The 21,327-nt window shown below is 73.8% G+C and carries 22 protein-coding genes and 1 pseudogene; 18 read left to right on the top strand and 5 right to left on the bottom strand.

Going from position 1 to position 21,327, the window contains the following annotated elements:
• Positions 1-3 precede the first annotated feature (3 nt).
• From ABXS69_RS04565 to ABXS69_RS04580, 4 genes and pseudogenes are all read right to left on the bottom strand, one after another.
• A pseudogene (locus tag ABXS69_RS04565) lies at positions 4-610 on the bottom strand (response regulator transcription factor).
• On the bottom strand, positions 607-1,875 hold the full coding sequence (locus ABXS69_RS04570) for a histidine kinase (RefSeq protein WP_366181362.1): 1,269 nt from the start codon (positions 1,873-1,875) through the stop codon (positions 607-609). Before ABXS69_RS04570 ends, ABXS69_RS04565 begins: the two are co-directional and overlap by 4 nt.
• On the bottom strand, positions 1,812-2,630 hold the full coding sequence (locus ABXS69_RS04575; RefSeq protein WP_366181363.1) for an ABC transporter: 819 nt from the start codon (positions 2,628-2,630) through the stop codon (positions 1,812-1,814). Before ABXS69_RS04575 ends, ABXS69_RS04570 begins: the two co-directional genes overlap by 64 nt.
• Positions 2,631-2,685: 55 nt before the next feature.
• Positions 2,686-3,699, bottom strand: a complete 1,014-nt coding sequence (locus ABXS69_RS04580; RefSeq protein ID WP_366181364.1) for an ABC transporter ATP-binding protein — start codon at positions 3,697-3,699, stop codon at positions 2,686-2,688.
• A 210-nt stretch (positions 3,700-3,909) separates the two neighbouring features.
• Here ABXS69_RS04580 and ABXS69_RS04585 point away from each other — a divergent pair, with 210 nt between their 5' ends.
• The 18 genes from ABXS69_RS04585 (at position 3,910) to ABXS69_RS04670 (ending at position 20,455) form a co-directional block, all read left to right on the top strand.
• On the top strand, positions 3,910-5,466 hold the full coding sequence (locus ABXS69_RS04585; RefSeq protein WP_366181365.1) for an alanine/glycine:cation symporter family protein: 1,557 nt from the start codon (positions 3,910-3,912) through the stop codon (positions 5,464-5,466).
• 301 nt (positions 5,467-5,767) lie between these two features.
• Positions 5,768-6,232 (top strand): 30S ribosomal protein S16, encoded by a 465-nt coding sequence (gene rpsP / locus ABXS69_RS04590; RefSeq protein WP_366181366.1) that lies wholly within the window; start codon positions 5,768-5,770, stop codon positions 6,230-6,232.
• 1 nt (position 6,233) lies between these two features.
• A complete protein-coding gene (locus ABXS69_RS04595; RefSeq protein WP_366181367.1) occupies positions 6,234-6,470 on the top strand; it encodes an RNA-binding protein in 237 nt (78 codons plus the stop codon).
• Between the two features lie 141 nt (positions 6,471-6,611).
• Positions 6,612-7,556: an aldo/keto reductase gene (locus ABXS69_RS04600; RefSeq protein ID WP_366181368.1), complete on the top strand. Its 945-nt coding sequence runs from the start codon at positions 6,612-6,614 to the stop codon at positions 7,554-7,556.
• 76 nt (positions 7,557-7,632) lie between these two features.
• Complete coding sequence (locus tag ABXS69_RS04605; protein WP_366181369.1) at positions 7,633-9,288, top strand: N-6 DNA methylase; 1,656 nt, start codon at positions 7,633-7,635, stop codon at positions 9,286-9,288.
• A complete protein-coding gene (locus ABXS69_RS04610) occupies positions 9,272-9,943 on the top strand; it encodes a hypothetical protein (protein ID WP_366181370.1) in 672 nt (223 codons plus the stop codon). Before ABXS69_RS04605 ends, ABXS69_RS04610 begins: the two co-directional genes overlap by 17 nt.
• 31 nt (positions 9,944-9,974) lie before the next feature.
• Positions 9,975-10,151, top strand: coding sequence for a hypothetical protein (locus ABXS69_RS04615; protein WP_366181371.1), 177 nt, complete (start codon positions 9,975-9,977; stop codon positions 10,149-10,151).
• Between the two features lie 111 nt (positions 10,152-10,262).
• Complete coding sequence (rimM, locus tag ABXS69_RS04620; RefSeq protein ID WP_366181372.1) at positions 10,263-10,835, top strand: ribosome maturation factor RimM; 573 nt, start codon at positions 10,263-10,265, stop codon at positions 10,833-10,835.
• Entirely contained in the window at positions 10,828-12,339 is a 1,512-nt protein-coding gene (gene trmD, locus ABXS69_RS04625; protein ID WP_366181373.1) for a tRNA (guanosine(37)-N1)-methyltransferase TrmD, read from the top strand. The genes rimM and trmD overlap by 8 nt, the downstream gene beginning before the upstream one ends.
• Positions 12,336-13,124 (top strand): signal peptidase I, encoded by a 789-nt coding sequence (gene lepB, locus ABXS69_RS04630; protein ID WP_366181374.1) that lies wholly within the window; start codon positions 12,336-12,338, stop codon positions 13,122-13,124. Before trmD ends, lepB (ABXS69_RS04630) begins: the two co-directional genes overlap by 4 nt.
• A 233-nt stretch (positions 13,125-13,357) precedes the next feature.
• On the top strand, positions 13,358-13,705 hold the full coding sequence (gene rplS, locus ABXS69_RS04635) for a 50S ribosomal protein L19 (RefSeq protein WP_366181375.1): 348 nt from the start codon (positions 13,358-13,360) through the stop codon (positions 13,703-13,705).
• Positions 13,706-13,816: 111 nt separating this feature from the next.
• A complete protein-coding gene (gene lepB / locus ABXS69_RS04640) occupies positions 13,817-14,719 on the top strand; it encodes a signal peptidase I (RefSeq protein WP_366181376.1) in 903 nt (300 codons plus the stop codon).
• A gap of 3 nt (positions 14,720-14,722) precedes the next feature.
• A complete protein-coding gene (locus ABXS69_RS04645; protein ID WP_366181377.1) occupies positions 14,723-15,433 on the top strand; it encodes a ribonuclease HII in 711 nt (236 codons plus the stop codon).
• 98 nt (positions 15,434-15,531) lie between these two features.
• Positions 15,532-15,837: a DUF2469 domain-containing protein gene (locus tag ABXS69_RS04650; RefSeq protein WP_017177022.1), complete on the top strand. Its 306-nt coding sequence runs from the start codon at positions 15,532-15,534 to the stop codon at positions 15,835-15,837.
• A 184-nt stretch (positions 15,838-16,021) separates the two neighbouring features.
• Positions 16,022-16,507: a YraN family protein gene (locus tag ABXS69_RS04655; protein ID WP_366181378.1), complete on the top strand. Its 486-nt coding sequence runs from the start codon at positions 16,022-16,024 to the stop codon at positions 16,505-16,507.
• The gene (locus ABXS69_RS04660) at positions 16,504-18,084 is read left to right on the top strand and encodes a YifB family Mg chelatase-like AAA ATPase (RefSeq protein ID WP_366181379.1); all 1,581 of its coding nucleotides are present in this window, start codon (positions 16,504-16,506) and stop codon (positions 18,082-18,084) included. Before ABXS69_RS04655 ends, ABXS69_RS04660 begins: the two co-directional genes overlap by 4 nt.
• Before the next feature lie 65 nt (positions 18,085-18,149).
• Positions 18,150-19,445 (top strand): DNA-processing protein DprA, encoded by a 1,296-nt coding sequence (locus ABXS69_RS04665; RefSeq protein WP_366181527.1) that lies wholly within the window; start codon positions 18,150-18,152, stop codon positions 19,443-19,445.
• A gap of 38 nt (positions 19,446-19,483) precedes the next feature.
• Entirely contained in the window at positions 19,484-20,455 is a 972-nt protein-coding gene (locus tag ABXS69_RS04670) for a tyrosine recombinase XerC (protein WP_366181380.1), read from the top strand.
• 146 nt (positions 20,456-20,601) lie between these two features.
• Here the strand turns inward: ABXS69_RS04670 and ABXS69_RS04675 are convergent, their stop codons facing one another.
• The gene (locus ABXS69_RS04675) at positions 20,602-21,300 is read right to left on the bottom strand and encodes a M23 family metallopeptidase (protein WP_366181381.1); all 699 of its coding nucleotides are present in this window, start codon (positions 21,298-21,300) and stop codon (positions 20,602-20,604) included.
• Positions 21,301-21,327: the final 27 nt, after the last annotated feature.

Consider the following 21,327-nt stretch of genomic DNA (forward strand, 5'->3'; position numbering starts at 1 on the left):
GCCCTACAGCCAGCCGTTGCGCTCGGCGGTGCGGGCGGCCTCGGTGCGGTTGCGCGCGTGGGTCTTGGCGATCGCGCTCGACAGGTAGTTGCGCACCGTCCCCTCGCCCAGGCTCAGGCCCACGGCGATCCCATGGGCGTCGTCGCCTCGGGCCGCGAGGCGCAGCACCTCCTTCTCCCGCTCGGTGAGTGGATTGGGGCCCAGGAGCACCGATTCCTGGGCGAGGGTCGGGTCGATGACCCTCAGCCCCGCGTGAATACGACGGATCGCGTCCGCCAGCTGCTCCGGGGGAGTGTCCTTGACCAGGAAGCCGCTCGCTCCCGCCTCCAGCGCCCGCGACAGGTACCCCGGGCGCCCGAAGGTGGTCACGATGAGACTGCGGCAGGCCAGGCCGTCGCCGCCCTGGCATGTCGATGTCCAGCAGCGCCACATCGGCGCCGTGCTCGCGGGCGGCCGCCACCACCTCCTTGCCGGTGCCCACCTGCGCCACGACCTCCAGGTCCGCCTCCAGGCCCAGCAGGGTCGCCAGCGCGCCGCGCACCAGCGCCTGGTCATCGGCGATCAGCAGCCGGATGACGCCGCTGCCGCGCTCGGAATCCGTCGCCCTCACAGCAGGACCTCCATCTCGGTTCCCGGTCCGCCCGTACCTTCCGGCTCATGTCCAGGCAGTGACGGCGCTGGACTGGCCAGGCGCAGCTCACCGCCCGCTGCCTCCAGGCGCCGGCGCAGCCCCCTCAACCCGTTGCCGGGCGGGGCTCCCTCCAGCCCCCTCCCGTTGTCCGTCACCACGACCCGCCCAGGAGCCAGCGCGATCCTCACCCGGGTGGCCGCGGCGTGTCGGAGGATGTTCGTCGTGGCCTCGCGCAGGGCCCAGGAGGCCAGCTCGCGCTGCCCCAGCGCGATGTCCTCGGGGCCGCCGGTGATCCCCGCGTCGATGCCGGCGGCGGTGAAAGCCGTGCGCGAGGACTCGATCTGACTGGCCAGATCCGGGGTGCGCAGGCGCGTGACGGTGGAGCGCACGTCTGCCAGGGCGGCCCGAGAGAGCTCGATGACCTCCGCCAGCTCGCGCTCGGCCGCCTCTGGGTCCCGGCGCAGGAGCCTTTGGGCGACCTCCGCCTTGAGGGTGAGCACGGTGAGCGAGTGCCCGAGGATGTCGTGCACGTCCCGGCCGATCTCCTCGCGCTCGGCCGCCGCCGCCTCCGCGCGGTCCAGCCGGGCGCGCTGCGTCTCCTGCTCGGAGAAGGAACGGGAGAGGACCACGAATCCCGATGACGTGATGCAGCCGATCGTCATGTACACGAGCCCCGGCTCGCCCGGGTCCGCGACCAGGATGACGGCCAGCACGGCCAGGCACATCCCCGCGCTGGCCATCAGGCCTGTGCGCAGCCTGGTGGTGAACAGGACGATCGCGCTGAAGTAGGGCAGGAATACCGCGTAGTACCAGGTGATCGCGGTCGTGGACAGGACCGCGCAGACTCCCAGGAGAACGAGCGGGCGGATCGCAGGGGCGAGCTCCTCGCGCAGTGTCGAGCCCGGGGCCAGGCGGGCGAAGTCGGCGCGCCTGGCGATGATGCTGACCTCGATCACATAGATCACCGCGAAGGCCGCAAGGCCGGAGGCCCCCAGGATCTTCGCCCACAGCGGGGCCCGTGACGCCAGGAGGGAGGCGGTCACCTGCAGGAGGAAGACGATCCAGATGGAGGCCTTCCAGTCGACGCCGCGCCATCCGGGCGTGCCGGGCCAGGTCCAGCGCCAGTCCCGCCAGTTGGGCGCCTGCGGCGTCGCGGCCAGGGGGCCCGCCGCCCGCCCGCTCATCGCCGCGCCGTGGCCCGGCGGCGGGAGAGCAGGCAGACGGCGGTGAGGATGAGCGTCCATGCCACGAGGTTAGCGGCCTGGATCCACGGGCTCTCGTGGACCACGCTCGTCGCGGTGTTGATGGCATCGCCCATGATGGGGCGCTGGGCCAGGGTCGCCGGCCCGTAGAGCGGCGTGTAGTGCGCGATCGTGAGCAGCGCCCCGGACAGCGGCATGAAGATGTTGGCCAGGAACGCCCACACCGTCACGGAGGCGGCGGCCGTGCCCACGGCGCCCTGGGAGGGGAACCACATGCCGATGGCGAGGCCGTACAGGGAGAAGGGGATCGTCGGCAGCAGGCAGCCCAGGAAGGAGGCGATCCAGATGAGCGGGGTGTCGCAGCGCGCGCCCATGACGGCCCCGGTGGCGAAGAGCAGGGCGGTGGGCACGAGTGACAGCATGACCGCCGCGGTGGCCTTGACCAGGTAGTAGGAGCGCATTCCTCCCGGGGTCAGCCCCATCTGGCGGCCCCATCCCCCCGCGAGCTCGACGGCGCTGCTCCCCGCCACGGTCGTGGCCGCCATGGCAGCGCTGAAGGCCGCCATGTCGACCATGATGACGGCGTTGACATTGCCCCGGCCCGCATCGATGTCGCTGTAGGAGGACATGGTCCCGAACAGGAGGTACATGCCCAGTGGTATGACGACGATGAAGATGATCGTGTCAGCCCTCAGGATCGTCGTGCGCAGCTCGCAGAGCAGGTAGGGGATCAGGGTCGGGCGCTCGGCGGGTCGCGCTGCCGAGCGGGACGGGGAGGTTGGGGCGGTGAGGCTCATGATGGTCTCCGGGTTCGTGTCGCGGTGGTCGGTGGGGCGGGAACGAGGGGAGCGCCTAGCGCGCCGACGATCCCCCGGACGGCGCGGACTCCTCGACGAGATCGGTGAAGACGTCGTCGAGGCTGAGGGCCGTGATCCCCAAGTTGTGGGCGGGCGTGCGGGTCAGCAGGATGCGGGCGACGTCGTCGGGGGCAGTGGTGCGGATCTCGACGTGCTCGCCGCGCACCGCGACGTCCTGGAGCGAGGCGCGCGCCTCGGCCAGCGCCTCATCGAGCGCGGCCACTCCGGGCAGGCCGGGCCAGGCGGCGGTGACGATGGTGCCCTCGCCGAGGGCCCGCACGTCGTCCACCGAGCCCGAGGCGATGATCCGGCCATGGTGGATGATGACGATCCGGTCGGCGAAGTCCGCGGCCTCCTGGAGGTAGTGCGTGGCGAAGAGGACCGCCTTGTTCCCGGCGGCGCGCTCGCGGATCGCGGCCCAGAAGGAGCGGCGGGCGGTGACGTCCATGCCGGCGGTGGGCTCGTCGAGCACCATGAGATCCGGGTTGCCCAGCAGGGCCAGGGCCAGACGCAGGCGCTGGCGCTCGCCCCCGGAGCACTTGGACACCCTCCGGCCCAGGATCGGGGAGATCCCGGAGAGCTCCTTGACGGCCGGGACGTCGTGACGGGCCCCTCGCATGGCGGCCACGGCGCGGATCGTCTGGCCCACCGTGTAGTCGGGCAGGAGGCCCCCCTCCTGGAGGATCGCGCCGGTGCGCAGCTCCCGGGCCGCTTGGGCGGGGGTGAGGCCGAAGACCCGGGCGGTCCCGGCGTCGGGGGCGGAGAAGCCGAGGATGATGTCCAGGGCGGTGGACTTCCCGGCGCCGTTGGGGCCGAGGAAGGCCACGACCTCGCCGGGGGCCACGCGCAGGTCGATGCCGTCGACGGCGCGCACCGGCCCGAAAGCCTTGACCAGGCCGGTCACCTCGACGGCCGGGGGCTGCGCGCTCCTCCCGGCGCGCGGGTCCGGGGCGGGCGGGTGACCAGAGGGTTTCAGGGCGCCTGGGCCGCCCGGCATGTGCTGTGTCATGGCCCCATCATCGGCGCGATGGGCGGCGCCGGGTACTGAGGGCTGTCATCATCCGCTGATGACAGATGTCATGCGGGCGGGGCCATCCCCCCGGCGGCCCTTCCCGCGCCCCTCGCGGGCCGGACGCGGGAGCGCGGCGCCTCACGGTGTCGGATAGTCTCACGGGGTTCACTCGGAACCGGACTGACGGGACCCCTCATGCCCATTGCCATGCCCCTCGCCCTCCCGGTCGCCCTCTCCACGGCGACCATGGCCGCGGCCTCGGACCCGCCGCTGACCGAGCGGCTCACCGAGTCGCTGGGCGCCTTCGAGGGCTTCGCGTCGGGCAAGATCCTCGTGTGGATCCTGCTCGGCGCCGGGCTCTTCCTCACCCTGGGCACCCGCGGGGTCCAGGTGCGCCTCTTCGCCCGCAGCCTCCGCCTGGTCCTGCGCTCGCGACACCAGCGCGGATCCCTGTCCAGCTTCCAGGCCTTTGTCATCGGCCTGGGCGGGCGCGTGGGCACCGGCAACATCGCCGGCGTCGCCCTGGCGGTCACCCTGGGCGGGCCCGGTGCCCTGTTCTGGATGTGGGTGGTGGCCCTGCTCGGCATGGCCACGTCCTTCGCCGAGTCCACGCTCGCCCAGGTCTTCAAGGTCCGCAACGCCGACGGCATCTTCCGGGGCGGGCCCGCCTACTACATGCAGCGGGGCCTGGCCCTCGCCGGGCGCGGCGGGATCGGCCGGGCGATGGGCGTCGTCTTCGCGGTCATGCTCATCTTCTCCTACGGGCTCATCTTCCCGATGGTCCAGTCCAACACCATCGCGGCCACCCTCGACTCCTCCCACCACGTGTCCACCACGGCCACCGCGATCGTCCTCATGCTGGTGACCGCCCCGATCCTGCTGGCCGGGATGCGCTTCGTGGCGAAGGTGACCGAGTGGCTGGTGCCCCTCATGGCCCTGGCCTACATCGCCGTGGTCGCCGTCGTCATCATCGTCTCGCTGCCCAGCGTCCCCGGGGTCCTCGGGGACATCATCGCCGGCGCCTTCAGCCTGCGGCCGGGCCTGGCCGGCGTGGGCGGGGGACTGTTCGCCACCTTCCTCAACGGCACCAAGCGCGGCCTGTTCTCCAACGAGGCGGGCCAGGGCTCCTCGCCCAACGGCGCGGCCACCGCCGACGTCGCCCACCCCGTGGTCCAGGGACTCATCCAGTCCCTCGGCGTCTTCATCGACACGATCGTCATCTGCACCGCCACCGGCCTGACCGTGCTGCTGGCCTCCCCCTCGATCTACACCCCGGGGGTCCAGCCCGAGTGGGCCGAGACCACGCTCGTCCAGCACGCCCTGGCCGACGCCCTGCCCGGCGGGTGGGTCGTGTGGTTCATGACCTTCGTCGTGACGACCTTCGCCTACTCCTCGGTTCTGGGCTACTCGAACTTCGCGGAGGTCAACCTCAGCTATCTCGGCGGCGGGCGCGGAGCCGGCGTGGCGCTGCGCCTGGCGATGACGGCGGCCACGGGATTGGGCGCGATCGTCGCCCTCGACCTGGCCTGGGTGATGGCCGACGTCGCCCTCGCCCTCATGACCATCCTCAATCTCGTGGCCGTGCTCTGGCTGAGCCGCTGGGTCTTCGCCGTTCTGCGCGACTACGACCGCCAGCGATCCGACGGCGTCGTCGAGCCGGCCTTCGTCGCCGAGCGCGCCGGCCTGCCCGCGGCCCTGGACGGCGACATCTGGACGGCGGACAAGGCCGCCGCGCGCGTGGCCAGCCTCGACGAGGAGGCCTGAGCGGCCCGGGAGCCTCGCCCACGGGCCCACGGGCCCACGGGCCCACGGGCCCACGGGCCCACGGGCCCACGGGCCCGGCCTGGGGGAGCGCCCTGTGGGCGATCTCGCACCACGCCGCGGCCGGTCGGCGGCGCTCGCGGTGGCGGCCTCTTGGCGGCATCTGGCACAATCCTCTGTGCACTCGAGCGCGTGAGGCCCCTCTCCCTCGCGCCCTCGCGTCTCGGCTCCCGCCGGAAACCGTTGCTTGACCCCACCGGGGATCGGCGCGGGCCAAACCATCCAGAACCAGGAGTTCAACCAAGTGGCAGTCAAGATTCGCCTCAAGCGCATGGGCAAGAAGTTCGCCCCCTTCTACCGGGTCGTCGTCCTCGACTCCCGTAAGAAGCGCGACGGCCGTGTCATCGAGGAGGTCGGCCTCTACGACCCGATGCAGGAGCCCTCGCTCATCAGCATCGACTCCGAGCGGGTCCAGTACTGGCTCGGCGTGGGTGCCCAGCCCTCCGACACCGTCTTCAACCTGCTCAAGATCACGGGCGACTACCAGAAGTTCAAGGGCCTGCCCGGTGCCGAGGGCCGTCTGAAGGTCAAGGACGCCGAGGCCGCCGCGGCCGCCAAGGAGGCCGCTGTCAAGGCCGTCTCCGACGACGCCGAGAAGCGCAAGGCCGCCGCCGCCAAGGCGAAGGCCGACGCCGAGAAGGAGGCGGCTGACGCCGCGGCCAAGGCCGCCGAGGAGGCCGCTCCCGAGGCCCCCGCCGAGGAGGCCTGACATGCTCGCTGACGCGCTCGAGCACCTCGTCCGCGGGATCGTCGACAATCCCGACGACGTCACCGTCATCCCCCGGTCGCTGCGCCGCGGCGACCTCCTCGAGGTGCGAGTGAACCCCGAGGACCTCGGCCGCGTCATCGGCCGCTCGGGCCGCACCGCCCGGGCGCTGCGGACGGTCGTGGGCGCGCTGGCGGACTCGCCGGTGCGCGTCGACGTCGTCGACACCGACCGCCGCTGAGCGCGGGCCGGCCGAGAGGCCCCCGCATCTCCTACACCGTTGCCCGGCCCTCCAAGGAATGGAGGGCCGGGCAACGGTGTTGTGCCCCTCACAGGCCCCCATCCGGGCCGCATCGCGCAGCTCGACGAAGGAGACAGACTCATGCGCTTAGGAGACTCGGACCTCGACGTCGCCAGGATCGGGTTCGGCGGTAACGTCCTGGGATGGACCGCCGACGAGGCAGCCAGCCACGCTGTGCTCAACGCCTATGCGGAGGCCGGGGGCAACTTCATCGACACCGCTGACGGCTACTCCCACTGGGCGAGCGGCAACCGCGGCGGGGAGTCGGAGACCGTCATCGGCTCCTGGCTGCGCGCGCGGGGCCACCACGACGATCTCGTCATCGCCACCAAGGTCTCCACCAAGCCCGACCGCAAGGGCCTGGCCCCTGACAACGTGCGCCTCGCCGTCGACGAGTCCCTGGAGCGCCTGGGAGTCGAGGCCATCGACCTCTACTACGCCCACTTCGACGACCCCACCGTGCCCCTGGCCGACACCGTCGCCGTGTTCGAGGAGATCCGCGCCGTCGGCAAGATCCGCCACGTCGGCCTGTCCAACTACGCCCCTGAGCGCATCGACGAGTGGATGGCGCTCGCCGCCGAGCAGGGCGCCGCCGCCCCCGTCGCCCTCCAGCCCCACTACAACCTCCTGCGCCGCGGAGACGTCGAGGGCCCCGGCGGCCGCGGCGAGGCGGCCGCCCGCCACGGCCTCGGCCTCGTGCCCTACTTCTCCCTGGCCGCGGGCTTCCTCGTCGGCAAGTACCGGCGTGATCAGGCCCCCACCGGCGAGCGCGCCGGAATGGTCGCCGACTACCTGCGCCCCGAGTGCTTCGACGTCGTCGACGCCGTGGTCGAGATCGCCGCCGCCCACGGCGTGGATCCGGCCTCCGTGGCGCTCGCCTGGCTGCGCGACCGCCCCGGTGTCGTCGCGCCGCTGGCCTCCGCCCGCTCGCTCGCTCAGCTCTCGGCCATCACCGCCGCGCTCGACCTCGCCCTGGCCCCCGAGGAGGTCGATCGCCTCACGCGCCTGTCCGACGCCGTCGCCTGAGGGACCGTCCGCGCTGCTAGGCTCGCCGTGCGAAGCGGACACCATTCGTGTCGGAGCGGGCGGGCAGACTACGACCATGCAGACCTACGTGGATCCTCGCGAGTCCAGGAAGGAGCGCGGGGCCTTCTTCACCCCGCCCTCCCTGGCGCGCTTCATCGCCGAATGGGCCATCCGGGGCGCCGACGACTCCGTCCTCGAGCCCTCCTGCGGCGAGGCGGTGTTCCTGGCCGCGGCCGCGCGTCGCATCACCGAGCTCGGTGGAGACCCGAGCGCGGCCCAGTTGACGGGCGTCGACCTCCACGAGGGCTCGGTGCGCCGGGCGGCCGACGCTCTGCGCGCGCAGGGCATCGAGGCGGCGCTGACGGTGCGAGACTTCTTCGACTACCGCGGGGCCGCCGTGGACGCGGTCATCGGGAATCCCCCCTACATCCGCTATCACGGCTTCAGCGGCAGCGCCCGTCTCAAGGGTGCTGAGGCGGCCCTCGCGGCGGGCGCGCGCCTGACCGCGCTCGCCTCCTCATGGGCGGCCTTCACCGTCGTCGCCGCCACCCACCTGGTGGCCGGGGGGAGGCTCGGGCTCGTCCTGCCCGCCGAACTGCTCAGCGTCAACTACGCCGCCGAGGTGCGCTCCTACCTTCTGCGCTCCTTCACCCGGGTCCGGCTCGTCCTGTTCGCCGCGAGGGTCTTCCCCGATGTCCAGGAGGAGGTGCTGCTCCTGCTCGCCGATGGCTACGGCCCCGATGGGGGCGGGACCGACTCCTTCGAGGTCATGCAGGTGGAGAGCCTCGCGGACCTCGCCACCTCGCGAGCCGTGAGCACATGGACCCCGGCCCTGCCCGGTGACAAGTGGACCCCGGCGCTGGCCGCCTGCCCCTCCTACCAGGAGCTCATTGGGTCTCAGGCGCTCGGGCGCCTCTCGGGATGGGGACGGCTCACCCTCGGGGCGGTCACCGGCGCCAACAAGTACTTCGCCCTGAGCCCCCAGCGCGCCAACGACCTCGGGCTCACTGGGCTGGACGTCGTCGCCCTCAGCCCTCCCGGGTCGCGCCACCTGCGCCGCCTGCGGCTGAGCGCCGCCGATCTCAGTGCCCTGGGGGACGGCGGCGCGCGGACCCTCCTCTTCTCCCCGCCAGGCGATCCCTCGCCCGCGGGCGCCGCGTACATCCGGGCGGGAGAGCTCGCCGGAGTCTCCGAGGCCTACAAGTGCCGGGTGAGGTCCCCCTGGTGGCGCGTGCCCAGGCCTCCTGTTGCCGACCTGCTCGTCACTTACATGAACGCGGACAGCGTCGCCCTGTGCGCCAACGAGGCCGGGGCGGCGCACCTCAACTCCGTCCACGGGCTCGTCCTGGCGCCGGACGCCTCGGGGATACCCCCCCGCCTGCTGGCCCTGGCCGCGCATAACTCCGCCACCGCGCTCGGCGCGGAGTACACGGGGCGGGCCTATGGGGGAGGCCTGCTCAAGCTGGAGCCCCGAGAGGCCCGCGATCTGCCGGTCCCCGCTCTTGACGCGGTGCGCCGTGCCGCCAAGCCACTCGAGCGGGCGCTGCCGCGGGTCCTCGAGCTGATCGATCAGGGCGAGGCAGAGGCCGCCCGGCGCGTCGTTGATGAGGCCCTCGGGCTAGGCGCATTGATCGGCGACCGCGGGCTGGAGGAGATCCGCCAGACCCGCCGCTACCTGGCGGCGAGGCGCGCGTCTAGAAGCAGAGGAGTCGACCATGCCCGCCAGCGCTGAGACCGGCCCTCGCGGCATCGCCCGCTACGACGCCCTGATCCAGGCCGCGTCCTGCGAGTCGCCCTGGCGCCACGACGCGACCGGAGGCCGCGCCTACCTCCCGGATCTCGAGCTCCTGGGGAGCATCCTCACGATCCCCGTGAGCGAGAGCGCCCCCACGCAGACCGGCCTTCTCGGCAAGGGCCTCGACGCGTGGTTCGCCCACGAGTTCCGCCGCGCGGGCTTCGACCCGGATTCGGTGTGGCCACGAGCGAGCGACCCGCGAGTGCTGCCTGCCGACATCAAGGCGCTCCTTCAGCGCCTGCCGGCCGATGCGAGGAACGACCTGGCGGCCAGGCTCCTCAAGCTGCGCGCCGTCGCGCCCCAGGACGCGAGCATCCTGGGCAGGGCGTACACGAAGCAGGTCGACGTCGTCATTTCCTCCTGGTCCACCGGGCCCGAGCTCCTCCTGTCCACCAAGTCGCAGGGATCCTCCTTCGGCAAGAACCTCCCCAATCGTTTCGAGGAGGCCTACGGGGACGCCGGTAACCTGCGCGCGAGGCACCCCCTGGCCGCCGTGGGGTTCGCCTTCGCGCTGTCCTCGGCGATCGACGCCGAGCCCAGCCAGCTGGAGCGGGCGATCGACATGATGCGCAAGCTTCCGCGACCGCGGTGACGGCAACGGCTACACGGCTACATGCCTCCTCATGTATGACGCCAGCCCATCCGGCGCGGTGTCGATCCTCGCCGACGAGATCCCAGCCGACCTCGGCGCCCCCCAGTTCATGGACAGGATGATCACCACCATTCTCGACGCCGCCCCGGCCTCCTCCCATCAGGCCGTGAGAGAGCGCCGCCAGGGGCGCCTCCCGCTCGGGGAGTGACCTTCGCCCCTCCTCGCGCTGGCGCGGGGGCCGGGGCGGGCGGCGCGGTAGGTTGGTGACCGATGCGGCGGATCGATCGCGCCGCCGACCCACGCCCACCCAGGAGACCAGGTGCAGCTCACCGTCGCCATCATCGGCCCCGCCCACGCCCTCAAGGGCGAGGTCCGCCTGGAGATCCGCACCGACGACCCGCGGGGCCGCCTCGCCCCCGGATCCGTCCTGGCCAGCCAGGACCGCTCCGGGAGGCCTGCCGCTGATCTCACCGTGGAGCGCCTGCGCTTCGACGGCGCGCGCTGGTTCGCGGCCTTCGCCGAGGCTCCCGACCGCAGCGCCGCCGAGGCCCTGCGGGGCCACCGCCTCCTCATCGACACCGATGCCGAGCCCGAGGATGAGGACGACGGCTCCTGGTACCGCCACGAGCTCGTGGGCCTGGCCGCCCGCCATATCGACGGCACCGGGCTCGGCGTCGTCACCGACCTCGAGCCCGGCGTCGCCCAGGACCGCCTCATCATCACCACGCCCGGCGGGCAGCGCGTCGCCGTCCCCTTCGTCGAGGCTCTCGTTCCCGAGGTCGACCCCGAGGCCGGCCAGGTCGTCATCGACCCGCCCGGCGGGCTCTTCCCCGGCATGGGCGCTGTCGAGATCAGCGAGGAGACCACGGCCGACGGCGGTGATCATGACTGAGACGAGCGGAGCCTCCCCCTTACGGGCCCGGCGGAAGCGCATCGACGTCGTCAGCATCTTCCCGGCCTTCCTCGACGTCTTGGACCTGTCCCTCATCGGGCGCGCCCGAGAGGACGGCCTCATCGACCTGCGCGTCCACGACCTGCGCGACTGGGCGCGCGACCGCCACCGCACCGTGGACGACACCCCGCTCGGCGGTGGCGCCGGCATGGTCATGAGGCCCGACGTGTGGGGGGAGGCCCTCGACGCCGTCCTCGCTGACGGCAGTGAGGCCCCCGAGGCCCCGGGCGAGGCGCCCGGGACGGGCCGCGCCGTCCTCCTCATCCCCACCCCCGCCGGGGAGGTCTTCACCCAGCGCACCGCCGAGGACCTCGCCGGGGCCGACCGCCTCGTCGTGGCCTGCGGGCGCTACGAGGGCATCGACTCGCGCGTGCCGCGCCACTACGCGGCGCGCGGCATCGAGGTGCGCGAGCTGTCCATCGGCGACTACGTCCTCAACGGGGGGGAGGCGGCCGCCATCGTCATGATCGAGGCCATCGCCAGGCTCCTGCCGGGCGTCGTCGGCAACCCCGCCTCCGTCGTCGAGGAGTCCCACAGCGCCGCGGGCCTCCTCGAGCACGAGGCGCTCACCCGGCCCGTCGCCTGGCGGGGGCTCGACGCCCCCGAGGTCCTGCTGTCCGGGGACCACGCCCGCATCGCCCGCGCGCGCCGCGATGGGGCCATCGCCCGCACCGCCGCCCGCCGCCCCGACATGATCCGCGCCCTGGCCCCCGCGACTCTCGACTCCCAGGACCGCGCCGCCCTCGCCCGCCACGGCTGGGTGGTTCCCGACGGAGCCCCGCGCCCCGCCCCCATGCGCCTGCGCCCCGCCGAGCCCGCTGACGCCGAGCCCCTCGCCGCCCTGGCCGCGCGGACCTTCCCGGACGCCTGCCCGCCCTTCCTCACCCCCGAGGAGATCGCCGCGCATATCGCCCGCGCCCTGACCCCCGAGCGCTTCGCCCGGTGGATCACCGACGAGCGCGTCGGGGTCGGAGTCGCGGAGCTGCCCGAGGGCTCGCCCGCCGGCCCCGATGCCGAGCCGATCGCCCCCGGCGATCTCGTCGGCTACACGGTCTGGCTCCTCGAGGCGCCCGACGCCGACGGCGCGCTCCCCGAGGGCCTCGACGCCCGCCCGCCCAGCATCACCGCGCCCGACGCCGCCCGCGGCAGGGCCGTGGCCGAGCTGTCCAAGGTTTACGCCGACTCCCGGCTGCGCGCCTCGGGCCTGGCCCCAGCCCTCATCTCCCACGCCCTCGCCAGCGCGGGCCGCGCCGGCGCCACCGAGATCTGGCTGGGCACCCACGAGGGCAACAGGCGCGCGCAGAAGGCCTACAAGCGCGCCGGTTTCGGACCGCGCGGCAAGCGCGTCTACGAGGTGGGCGGAACCGCGTGCCGCGACGTCGTCATGTCCCTGACCCTCGACCCCGCTGGCGAGCCCAGCCCCAGGAAGGAGCCGCGCGCATGAGCGACGCGCTGACCAGAGCCGAGGACGCCCCGCTCGGCCCGGACGCCGAGACCGAGCCCGCCGGCACCACCGAGGGGACCGACGCCACCGACGCTGTCGACGGCGCTGTTGACGGCGCCGAGCGGAGCCGGGCCGACCGCTGGCGCGGCCGACTCGCCGTCGTCGCCTTCCTCATCGTCGGCCTCATCGGCGCCGCCCTGTTCAAGTCCTATGTCGCCCAGTCCTTCATCATCCCGTCCGGCTCCATGGAGAACACCCTCATGAAGGGGGACCGGGTCGTGGTGACCATGTATGACGCCACTGATATCCATCGCGGCGATATCGTCGTCTTCGCCGACCCCGATGACTGGCTCAACGGTCCCCGGCCCACCGGCCTCTCGGGCGTCTTCCGGGACGCCCTCATCGCCGTGCGCCTCCTGCCCGACCGCACCGGCGACCACCTCATCAAGCGCGTGATCGGGATGCCGGGGGACCATGTCGTTGCCGACGGCGTCGGCCCCATCACCGTCAACGGGACCCCGGTCGCCGAGCCCTACGTCAAGCCCGGCCGAGCCCCCTCCGAGCTCGCCTTCGACGTCGTCGTCCCGCCGGGGAAGATCTGGGTCATGGGGGACAACCGCTCCAACTCCGAGGACTCGCGCTACCACCAGGATGATGTCAACGGGGGATTCGTCCCGCTCGACGACGTCGTCGGCGTCGCCAAGAGCGTGGCCTGGCCCGTCTCCCGCTGGGGAGGCCTGACCGACGGCGAGGAGGCCTTCTCCGGCGTGCCCTCCGCCTCCTGACGCCGCGGGCGCCGCGTGAGGTCGCGCACTTGGGCATGGGCGTCATCGCCGCGCCCCGCGCCCTGTGGCAGACTGGTCCCGCCCACGGGACTCGGGGCGCCTCCGCCACTGGGGAGGGCCCAGCATCGCAGGACCCGTCGGGCACACGCTCCGGGGCGGCCCCATCCTCACGGGATGGTGCGGCCCCACTTATCAAGCGCTCATGACCAGTGGCGCGTGCGCAGGAGAGAACAATGAACCTGATCGACGAGATCAACGCCAAGTCGCTGCGCGACGACGTCCCCAGCTTCCGCCCCGGTGACACCGTCAAGGTGCACGTCAAGGTCGTTGAGGGCAATCGCTCCCGCGTCCAGGTCTTCCAGGGCGTCGTGATCGCCCGTCACGGCGGTGGCATCGGCGAGACCTTCACGGTCCGCAAGATCTCCTTCGGAGTCGGCGTCGAGCGCACCTTCCCGGTGCACACCCCCTCGATCGACAAGATCGAGGTCGTCACCCGCGGTGACGTGCGCCGCGCCAAGCTGTACTACCTGCGCAACCTGCGCGGGAAGGCCGCCAAGATCAAGGAGCGCCGGGAGGCCTGATCCCGCTTCTCCCTCAAGCGCCCGGGGCCCCGAGCCCCGGGCGCTGAGTCCATCCGGCGCACGGCGCCGCCCCGCCAGCGTCCGCCACGGCGATCATCGAGAGGAGGCCTTGTGGCCGATCAGCGCCAGCCGATCATCGTCCTGGGCACCTCCCAGGACGACCCCGAGGACGAGGACCCCCGCCAGGACGGCGAGGACTCCTCCCTCTCCCTTCCCCCCGCCTTCCCTCCCCGCCAGCCGGTCGCCAGCGCCACCGGCACGCGCCTGGCAGACTCGGCCCCCGCGCCCTTGGCCTCCAGCCGCTGGCGGCGCCTGCTCTCGAGCCTCGTCGTCGTCGCCGTCGTGCTGGTCGGCTCAGCGCTCATCAAGTCCTTCGTCGTCCAGACCTTCGAGATCCCCTCGGCCTCCATGGAACCCACCCTCGTCAACGGGGACCGCGTGGCCGTCACCAGGTACGACTCCGACGACCTGCGCCGCGGCGACATCATCGTCTTCCGCGACCCCGACTCCTGGCTCAGCACCACCGACCCCACGGGGCTCAAGGGCGCGATGCGCGACTTCCTCATCGCGATCCGGCTCCTGCCCGAGGGCTCAGGGCACCACCTCATCAAGCGCGTCATCGGGATGCCGGGGGACCACGTCGTCGCCGACGGCCTCGGCAGCCTGACCGTCAACGGCGTCCAGGTCCACGAGCCCTACCTCCGGCCGGGGACCTCGCCGTCCACCACGCCTTTCGACGTCGTGGTGCCCGAGGGCTGCGTGTGGGTCATGGGGGACAACCGCTCTAACTCCGCCGACTCCCGATTCCACACCTCCGACGCCCACGGAGGCGCCCTGCCCCTGACCGACGTCGTGGGCGTGGCAAAGAGGATCGTGTGGCCCTTCTCCCGCTGGGGCGCGCTGGCCGGTGGGCGTGAGGCCTTCAAGGACGTTCCCGCCGCCGACCCTGCTGCGCCCACCGCCGCCGCAGCCGTCCGGGAGGAAGCGCCCGCGGGCATGGCCCGCGTGGCCTGACCCATGCCGCGCACTCGACCCGACCGCGCCCTCGAGACCTCGCTCCTGAGGGACCATGAGCTCGTCGGCGGCCTTGACGAGGTTGGCAGGGGCGCGCTGGCCGGCCCCGTCACCGTCGGCCTCGCGGTCGTCTCCCGGAGCACCGCTGACGCCTTCCCCGAGGGCCTGGCCGACTCCAAGGCTCTTAGCGCCTCCCGGCGCGAGGCCCTCACGGCCCCCTGCGCCGCATGGCTCACCGACCACGCCATCGCCCACGCCTCACCGGCTGAGATCGACGCCCTGGGCATCGCCGCCGCCCTGCGCCTGGCCGGGCGGCGGGCCCTGGCTCAGGTCCGCGAGCGCGGGCACCTGCCCGGCGTCATCATCCTCGACGGCGCCGCGAACTGGCTGTCCCCTCCCGCCGGGGACCTTCTGTCCTCCCTCGACCAGCCGGATCCGATCGCGTTCTGCCGCGAGCACGGCTCCGCGATCCCATGCGAGGACATCCCCGGCGTCGTCATGCGCGTCAAGGCGGACGCGGGCTGCGCCGTGGTCGCGGCCGCCTCCGTGCTCGCCAAGGTCGAGCGCGACGCGATCATGTCCGCCCTGCCCGACCCCGGCTACGGCTGGGCCTCCAACAAGGGCTACGGCTCGGCCGCGCACCAGGCGGGCCTGGCCGAGCTCGGCGCCTGCGAGCAGCACCGACGCAGCTGGCGCCTGCCCGGGCTGGGCTGACTTCCCCGCGCCCGACGTGGTGGGCGCGGGGCCCCGGGTGGGCGACGCAACCCGCCCGCCTCTCGCGCCCGGGCGGTGGCGGCGGGCATGATGGCCCGGTGAGTGCAGAGGATCTTGAGGCTTACGAGAACGATCTGGAGCTCGACCTGTACCGGGAGTACCGGGACGTCGTGGGGCTGTTCGACTACGTCGTGGAGACGGAGCGCCGCTTCTACCTGGCCAACTCCGTGGACGTGCAGGTGCGCACCAACGGAGGCGAGGTGTTCTTCGAGCTGAGCCTGGAGGACGCGTGGGTGTGGGACATCTACCGCTCCTCCCGGTTCGTGAAGTCCGTGCGCGTGGTCACGTTCAAGGACGTCAACGTCGAGGAGCTGTCCAAGCCGGAGATGGAGATCCCCTCCTGAGCGCCTGACCCATCGCGGCGGCGGTTCTCGGGACCGGCGGGGAGCTAGGGCGCCTGAGGCCCACGCCCCGCCGCCGCGCGCCGGGAACCACCGGGGCCGCCGCGCGCGGGTCCCGCCCCCTCCTGGGGACGGCGGGCGCGGGCCAATCCGATGAAGGGGCACCGTGGTCACGGAGGTGACCACCATGACCCCGACGAACCTGCCCATCCCCGCGCCGCCGGCAGCGCGCCCCCGCCCGCCGATCCCGCCCGCCGCTCGGGAGGCACCACCCGCCGCGCCCCCGCGCTCCGCGGGGAACCGGCGCCTCACCGGCCAGCGGGGCGAGGGCATCGCCGCCGACTACCTGCGCGACTCCGGCTGGCGGATCCTCGATCGCAACTGGCGCGCCCCCGCTGGATCCGGGCTTCGCGGCGAGCTCGACATCATCGCCGAGGACCCCGCCGGCGCTCTGGTCATAGTTGAGGTCAAGACCCGATCCTCCCTGCGCGCCGGGCCGCCCGCCGCCGCCGTCACACCTGTCAAGGAGGCGCGCTTGCGGCGCCTGGCCATCGCCTGGGCCGGCCGGCGTGGAGCCCCGCCGCACCGCCTCCGCCTTGACGTGGTCTCCGTGATCCTGCGCGAGGGCGCCCCCGCGCTCCTGCGCCACCACAGGGCGGTGTGCGGATCATGAGCATCGCGCGCGCCCTGGCCGTCACCCTCACCGGGCTGCGGGGGCACCTCGTCGACGTCGAGGCCCACGCCGCCCCCGGCCTGCCGGGCTTCATGCTCGTGGGCCTGCCCGACGCCGCGATCCGGGAGTCCCGGGAGCGCGTGCGCGCCGCCCTCACCGTCTGCGGCACGACCTGGGGCGAGCAGCGCCTCACCGTCAACCTCTCCCCGGCGGGCCTGCCCAAGACCGGCACCGGCTTCGACCTCGCCCTGGCCCTGGCCGTCCTCGGCGCACGCGGAGCCCTCCCGCCCCGAGCCCTGGCCACCATGGCCCGGGTGGCCTACATCGGGGAGCTCGGCCTCGACGGCGCCGTGCATCCCGTGCGCGGCGTGCTCCCCGCGGTCCTGTCGGCCGTCGAGGCGGGCGTGAGCCGCATAGTGGTCCCCGCCGCCTGCGCGTCGGAGGCCCGCTTGGTGCCGGGAGCGAGCGTTCAGGAGGTCCACCACCTCGGCGAGCTCGTCCAGGGATACGGCGGGCGCCTGCCGCGCGCCGCCGTCGAGATCATGCGTGGCGCCCAGGAGCGCCCGCCGTCCGTCGTCGCCGCACCCGCGGGCGGCCGCGCGGGCTCCGGCCGTCGGGCCGACCTCGCCGACGTCGTCGGGCAGGCTCAGGCCCGCCATGCGCTCGAGGTCGCGGCCGCCGGCGGGCATCACCTGCTCATGGTCGGGCCGCCCGGAGCGGGCAAGACCATGCTCGCCGAGCGCCTGCCCTCGATCCTGCCTCCCCTGGCCGAGAGCGACGCCGTCACGGTCACCTCCCTGCACTCCCTGGCGGGCCTGCTCAACGCCGACGACGGCCTGCTGGCTGAGCCGCCCATGCGCCGCCCGCACCACACCTCCACGCGCGCCGCCATCATCGGCGGGGGCTCCGGCCTGCCCCGCCCGGGGGACGTGTCCCTGGCGCACCGGGGCGTCCTCTTCCTCGACGAGGCGCCGGAGTTTCCCGCCAGCGTCCTGGACTGCCTGCGCCAGCCACTGGAGGCCGGGGAGGTGAGCATTGACCGCGTCGGCGGGCGGGCCGACTACCCCGCGGCAATCCAACTCGTGCTCGCCGCCAACCCCTGCCCCTGCGGGCGCGCCAGCGGCAAGGGCCTGGAGTGCGCCTGCACCTCCCTCCAGCGGCGACGCTACTTCTCCCGCCTGTCCGGGCCGCTCCTGGACAGGGTCGACATCCAGGTGGAGGTCGACGCGGTCAGCGCCGCCGACCTCGCCTCGGGCGCGCCCGGGGAGCCGAGCGCCGTGGTGGCCGCGAGGGTGCTCGCAGCGCGCGAGCGGGCCGCGGCGCGACTGGCGGGAACCCCCTGGCGCCTCAGCTCCCAGGTTCCGGGCTCCTACCTGCGCAGCGAGGAGGGAGGGGCCGATCCGACCCTCATGCGCCCGCTCATGGAGGCCTTCGATCGGGGCGACCTCACTCTTCGCGGCGTCGACCGCGTTCTCCGCCTGGCCTGGACTCTCGCCGATCTCGCTGAGCGCGACCGCCCCACCCCGCCCGACCTCGGGGCCGCCCTGGCCCTGCGCACACGAGGAGCCCGCCCATGAGCGCCCGGGACGCCACCGCTCCTGCCGCCCTCCGCCCCGTCCCGCCGATCGACGGCGCCGCGCCGATGCCGCGGCCTCGGCAGGCGCGACCGGCCGAACCTCCCGATGAGTCGGATGCCCTGGCCCGCGCCACCTGGTCGCGGCTCGCCGAGCCGGCCGACCACGCCGCGGCCCTCCTCGTGGCCGGCCTCGGCGCGCCCGAGGCCCTGGCCTGGGCGCGCCACAGGGCCGAGCACGGCTCGGGGTGCCCTGAGCCCCCGCCGTTGCCGGAGCCCCTCCTGGGAGAGGACGCGCCCCACCGATGGGCGAGAGCGGTGGCGCGATGGGCGCCCAGGCTCGCGGGCCTGGACATCCGCCGCGAGCTCGATGTCCTGGAGCGCTTGGGAGGATCGCTCGTGGTCCCCGGCGATCCCTGGTGGCCACCGGGCATGGATGATCTCGAGCAGCCTCCCTTCTGCCTCTGGCTGCGCGGGGACCCAGCCCTGCTCGTGGGCCGCGAGGAGACGGGTGCCGGGGAGGGCGCGCTGGGACTGCCGGCGCGGGAGGACCGCATGGGCGCGGGACGCGGGGCCGGTCACGCGCTCGCGCTCGTCGGCGCCCGGGACTCCACCGCCTACGGCGAGCGCATGGCCGTCGATCTCGCCCGGGGGCTCACCGAGCGCGGCGCGCTCATCGTCTCCGGCGGCGCCTTCGGCATCGACGCCGCCGCGCACCGGGGGGCTCTCACCGCAGGGCCCACGCTGTCCGTCTCGGCCGGGGGAGTGGATCGCCTCTACCCGGCCGGCAACGCCACCTTGCTCCAGGCGGTGGTGGACCATGGGGCCTTGGTGGCCGAGGTGCCTCCCGGCAGCCAGCCCGCCCGGCACCGCTTCCTGACCCGCAACAGGATCATCGCCGCGATGACGGGAGCCACCATCGTCGTGGAGGCGGCCTGGCGCTCGGGCGCGCTGTCCACCGCCCACCACGCCATGGAGATCGGGCGCCCCGTGGGGGCCGTTCCCGGGCCGGTGACCTCCATGGCCTCAGGCGGCTGCCACCGCCTCCTGCGCCAGGGCGCGACCTGCGTCACCGACGTCGAGGAGGCCCTCGAGCTGCTCCTCCCCTTGGGCGCCGTGGACGCCGATGCCCCCAAGGAGGAGCTCTCCGAGGCGCGCCGGCCCGGGCTGCTCGACGGGCTCGACGCCGTCTCCGCCGTCGTCGTCGACGCCCTGCCCGTGCGCGCGGCGGCCAGCATCGAATCCGTCGCCCGGGCCGCCGGACTGTCCGAGCGGGAGACCCTGGCCGCCCTGGGCGCGCTAGAGCTGGCCGGTCGTGCCCAGAGGGATGGCGGCTGCTGGCGGCGGCCCGCCCGGCGCCGCTGAGCGCCAGCGGTCCGGGCCCGGTCCTCTACCCTGGGCGCATGAGCGGCGACCACGGCCCCGGGGCGGGGAAGGACCTGCCCTCCTCGCGCGGGGAGCTGCTGGACTCCTGGTTCCGGCATCTGAGCCTGCAGCGGGGCCTGTCGGAGCACACGGCGCGCGCCTACGTGGGCGACCTGGAGGACCTGCTCGACTTCCTCGGGGTCGGCGCGGGGGAGGCCGAGCCCATCAGACCCGCCCTGGCCAGCCTCGACCTGGCCGACCTGCGCGCGTGGCTCGCCGGCATGTCCGGAGCGGGGCGGTCGCGGGCCACCGTGGCCCGGCGCAGTGCCGCGATCCGCGCCTTCTCCACCTGGGCCCAGCGCTCCGGCCTTCTCCGCTCCGACGTCGCCGCGCGCCTGCGCTCGCCGCGCGTGGACAACCGCCTTCCGACCGTCCTCACCACCGAGCAGGCCGCCGCGCTCCTGTCCGCGGCGTCCGAGCGCGCCAGCCAGGCCCCACCCGCCGAGCGCCCCCTGGCCGCGCGCGACCTCGCCCTCCTGGAGATCCTCTACGCCACCGGCATGAGGGTATCCGAGCTCGCCGGACTGGACCTCGGCGACGTCGACGACGGCAGGCGCACCATCCGCGTCCTGGGCAAGGGGGACAAGGAGCGCGCCGTCCCCTACGGCGCCCCCGCCGCCCGAGCCCTGGAGCGATGGCTCGATCAGCGCCCCGCCCTCGTCCGCCCCCGCACCGGCGCCGCGCTCTTCCTCGGCGCCAGGGGCGGGCGCGTGGACGCCCGCGCCGTCCGCGAGGTGGTCCACCGTGCCACCGCGGCCGCCGGGGTCCCGGACCTGGGTCCGCACGGGCTGCGGCACTCGGCCGCGACGCATGTCCTTGGCGGGGGCGCGGACCTGCGCAGCGTCCAGGAGCTCCTGGGCCACTCATCCCTGGCCACCACCCAGCGCTACACGCATGTGAGCGCGGAGCGCCTGCGCGCCGTCTACGAGCAGGCCTTCCCCCGGGCTTGAGGGCGCGCCCCGGGCGCCCAAGCGCCCATCGACTGGCGCGGGCGGCCCCGACTGGCGCCGTTCTCGCCGAGTGGAGCGTCCTGCCCGCACCAGTGGGTGGGGATGGCACCAGTGGGTGGGGAAGGCATCAGTGGGTGGGGAAGGCATCAGTGGGCGCGGATGGCGCCAGGCGGCGCGGCGGGCTTGAGGCGGATGACAGGCGGGCGCAGGAGGCGCAAGGGGTTGATATAGGTCTTCCTCCCAGTCCGGGCGCCCCAGTGGAGAGCGTCAACGCCGTCGGAGCGGTGACCGGGCAGAAGGGTGCCGATCACCTGGCCGGCGCCCACCGCGTCGCCCGCGGCCACCGTGGGCGCCACCGGCTCATAGGTGGTGCGGATCCCGTCCGCGTGATCGATCGAGACCACGGGGCGCCCTGCCACCATCCCCGCGAAGGCCACCGTGCCCGCGCCCGCCGCGCGCACGGGGCTGCCCGCGGCCACTGCCAGGTCGACGCCGCGGTGCCCCTGGCCCCAGGCGACGGCGGGAGGATCGAATCCCTCGACCACCGCCACCGGCCCACCCGTGGGCCACGCGTAGCGCGTGCGCCGGTGCGCATCATCGGCGCGCTCCAACGGCGCGCTCGCGGGGAGGACCGCACTGCGCGTCGCCGCTTCGGCGCTGGGCCCCGCGGACGGGCTTCCGACGGTGGGGGAGGGGATGAGCGCCGCGAGGGCCAGGGCGGCGAAAGGCGCGACCAGCAGGAGCGGCGCGCGGCGCGGCCGTGGGGAGGCGTGGGGGATCAGGGCGGAGGCAGCGGGCGGGGCCGCCAGTGAGGCGGGTGGCGGCACGGGCGGTGAGATCGGCATGGCCTCATGCTCGGCCTCCTCAGCGCT

It is taken from the genome of Actinomyces timonensis (assembly GCF_040702965.1).
Lineage (GTDB): Bacteria > Actinomycetota > Actinomycetes > Actinomycetales > Actinomycetaceae > Actinomyces > Actinomyces timonensis_A.

What these genes read in the sequence shown, in the direction of transcription:
- ABXS69_RS04670 (WP_366181380.1), top strand. Translation starts at nt 19,484, where the DNA reads ATGAGCGGCGACCACGGCCCCGGGGCGGGGAAGGACCTGCCCTCCTCG.
- ABXS69_RS04580 (WP_366181364.1), bottom strand. Translation starts at nt 3,699, where the DNA reads ATGACACAGCACATGCCGGGCGGCCCAGGCGCCCTGAAACCCTCTGGT.
- ABXS69_RS04660 (WP_366181379.1), top strand. Translation starts at nt 16,504, where the DNA reads ATGAGCATCGCGCGCGCCCTGGCCGTCACCCTCACCGGGCTGCGGGGG.
- trmD (WP_366181373.1), top strand. Translation starts at nt 10,828, where the DNA reads ATGACTGAGACGAGCGGAGCCTCCCCCTTACGGGCCCGGCGGAAGCGC.
- ABXS69_RS04615 (WP_366181371.1), top strand. Translation starts at nt 9,975, where the DNA reads ATGTATGACGCCAGCCCATCCGGCGCGGTGTCGATCCTCGCCGACGAG.
- ABXS69_RS04610 (WP_366181370.1), top strand. Translation starts at nt 9,272, where the DNA reads ATGCCCGCCAGCGCTGAGACCGGCCCTCGCGGCATCGCCCGCTACGAC.
- rplS (WP_366181375.1), top strand. Translation starts at nt 13,358, where the DNA reads ATGAACCTGATCGACGAGATCAACGCCAAGTCGCTGCGCGACGACGTC.
- ABXS69_RS04570 (WP_366181362.1), bottom strand. Translation starts at nt 1,875, where the DNA reads ATGGACGCTCATCCTCACCGCCGTCTGCCTGCTCTCCCGCCGCCGGGC.
- ABXS69_RS04605 (WP_366181369.1), top strand. Translation starts at nt 7,633, where the DNA reads ATGCAGACCTACGTGGATCCTCGCGAGTCCAGGAAGGAGCGCGGGGCC.
- ABXS69_RS04585 (WP_366181365.1), top strand. Translation starts at nt 3,910, where the DNA reads ATGCCCCTCGCCCTCCCGGTCGCCCTCTCCACGGCGACCATGGCCGCG.
- ABXS69_RS04665 (WP_366181527.1), top strand. Translation starts at nt 18,150, where the DNA reads ATGCCGCGGCCTCGGCAGGCGCGACCGGCCGAACCTCCCGATGAGTCG.
- ABXS69_RS04655 (WP_366181378.1), top strand. Translation starts at nt 16,022, where the DNA reads ATGACCCCGACGAACCTGCCCATCCCCGCGCCGCCGGCAGCGCGCCCC.
- ABXS69_RS04675 (WP_366181381.1), bottom strand. Translation starts at nt 21,300, where the DNA reads ATGCCGATCTCACCGCCCGTGCCGCCACCCGCCTCACTGGCGGCCCCG.
- lepB (WP_366181374.1), top strand. Translation starts at nt 12,336, where the DNA reads ATGAGCGACGCGCTGACCAGAGCCGAGGACGCCCCGCTCGGCCCGGAC.
- ABXS69_RS04645 (WP_366181377.1), top strand. Translation starts at nt 14,723, where the DNA reads ATGCCGCGCACTCGACCCGACCGCGCCCTCGAGACCTCGCTCCTGAGG.
- ABXS69_RS04575 (WP_366181363.1), bottom strand. Translation starts at nt 2,630, where the DNA reads ATGAGCCTCACCGCCCCAACCTCCCCGTCCCGCTCGGCAGCGCGACCC.
- ABXS69_RS04595 (WP_366181367.1), top strand. Translation starts at nt 6,234, where the DNA reads ATGCTCGCTGACGCGCTCGAGCACCTCGTCCGCGGGATCGTCGACAAT.
- ABXS69_RS04600 (WP_366181368.1), top strand. Translation starts at nt 6,612, where the DNA reads ATGCGCTTAGGAGACTCGGACCTCGACGTCGCCAGGATCGGGTTCGGC.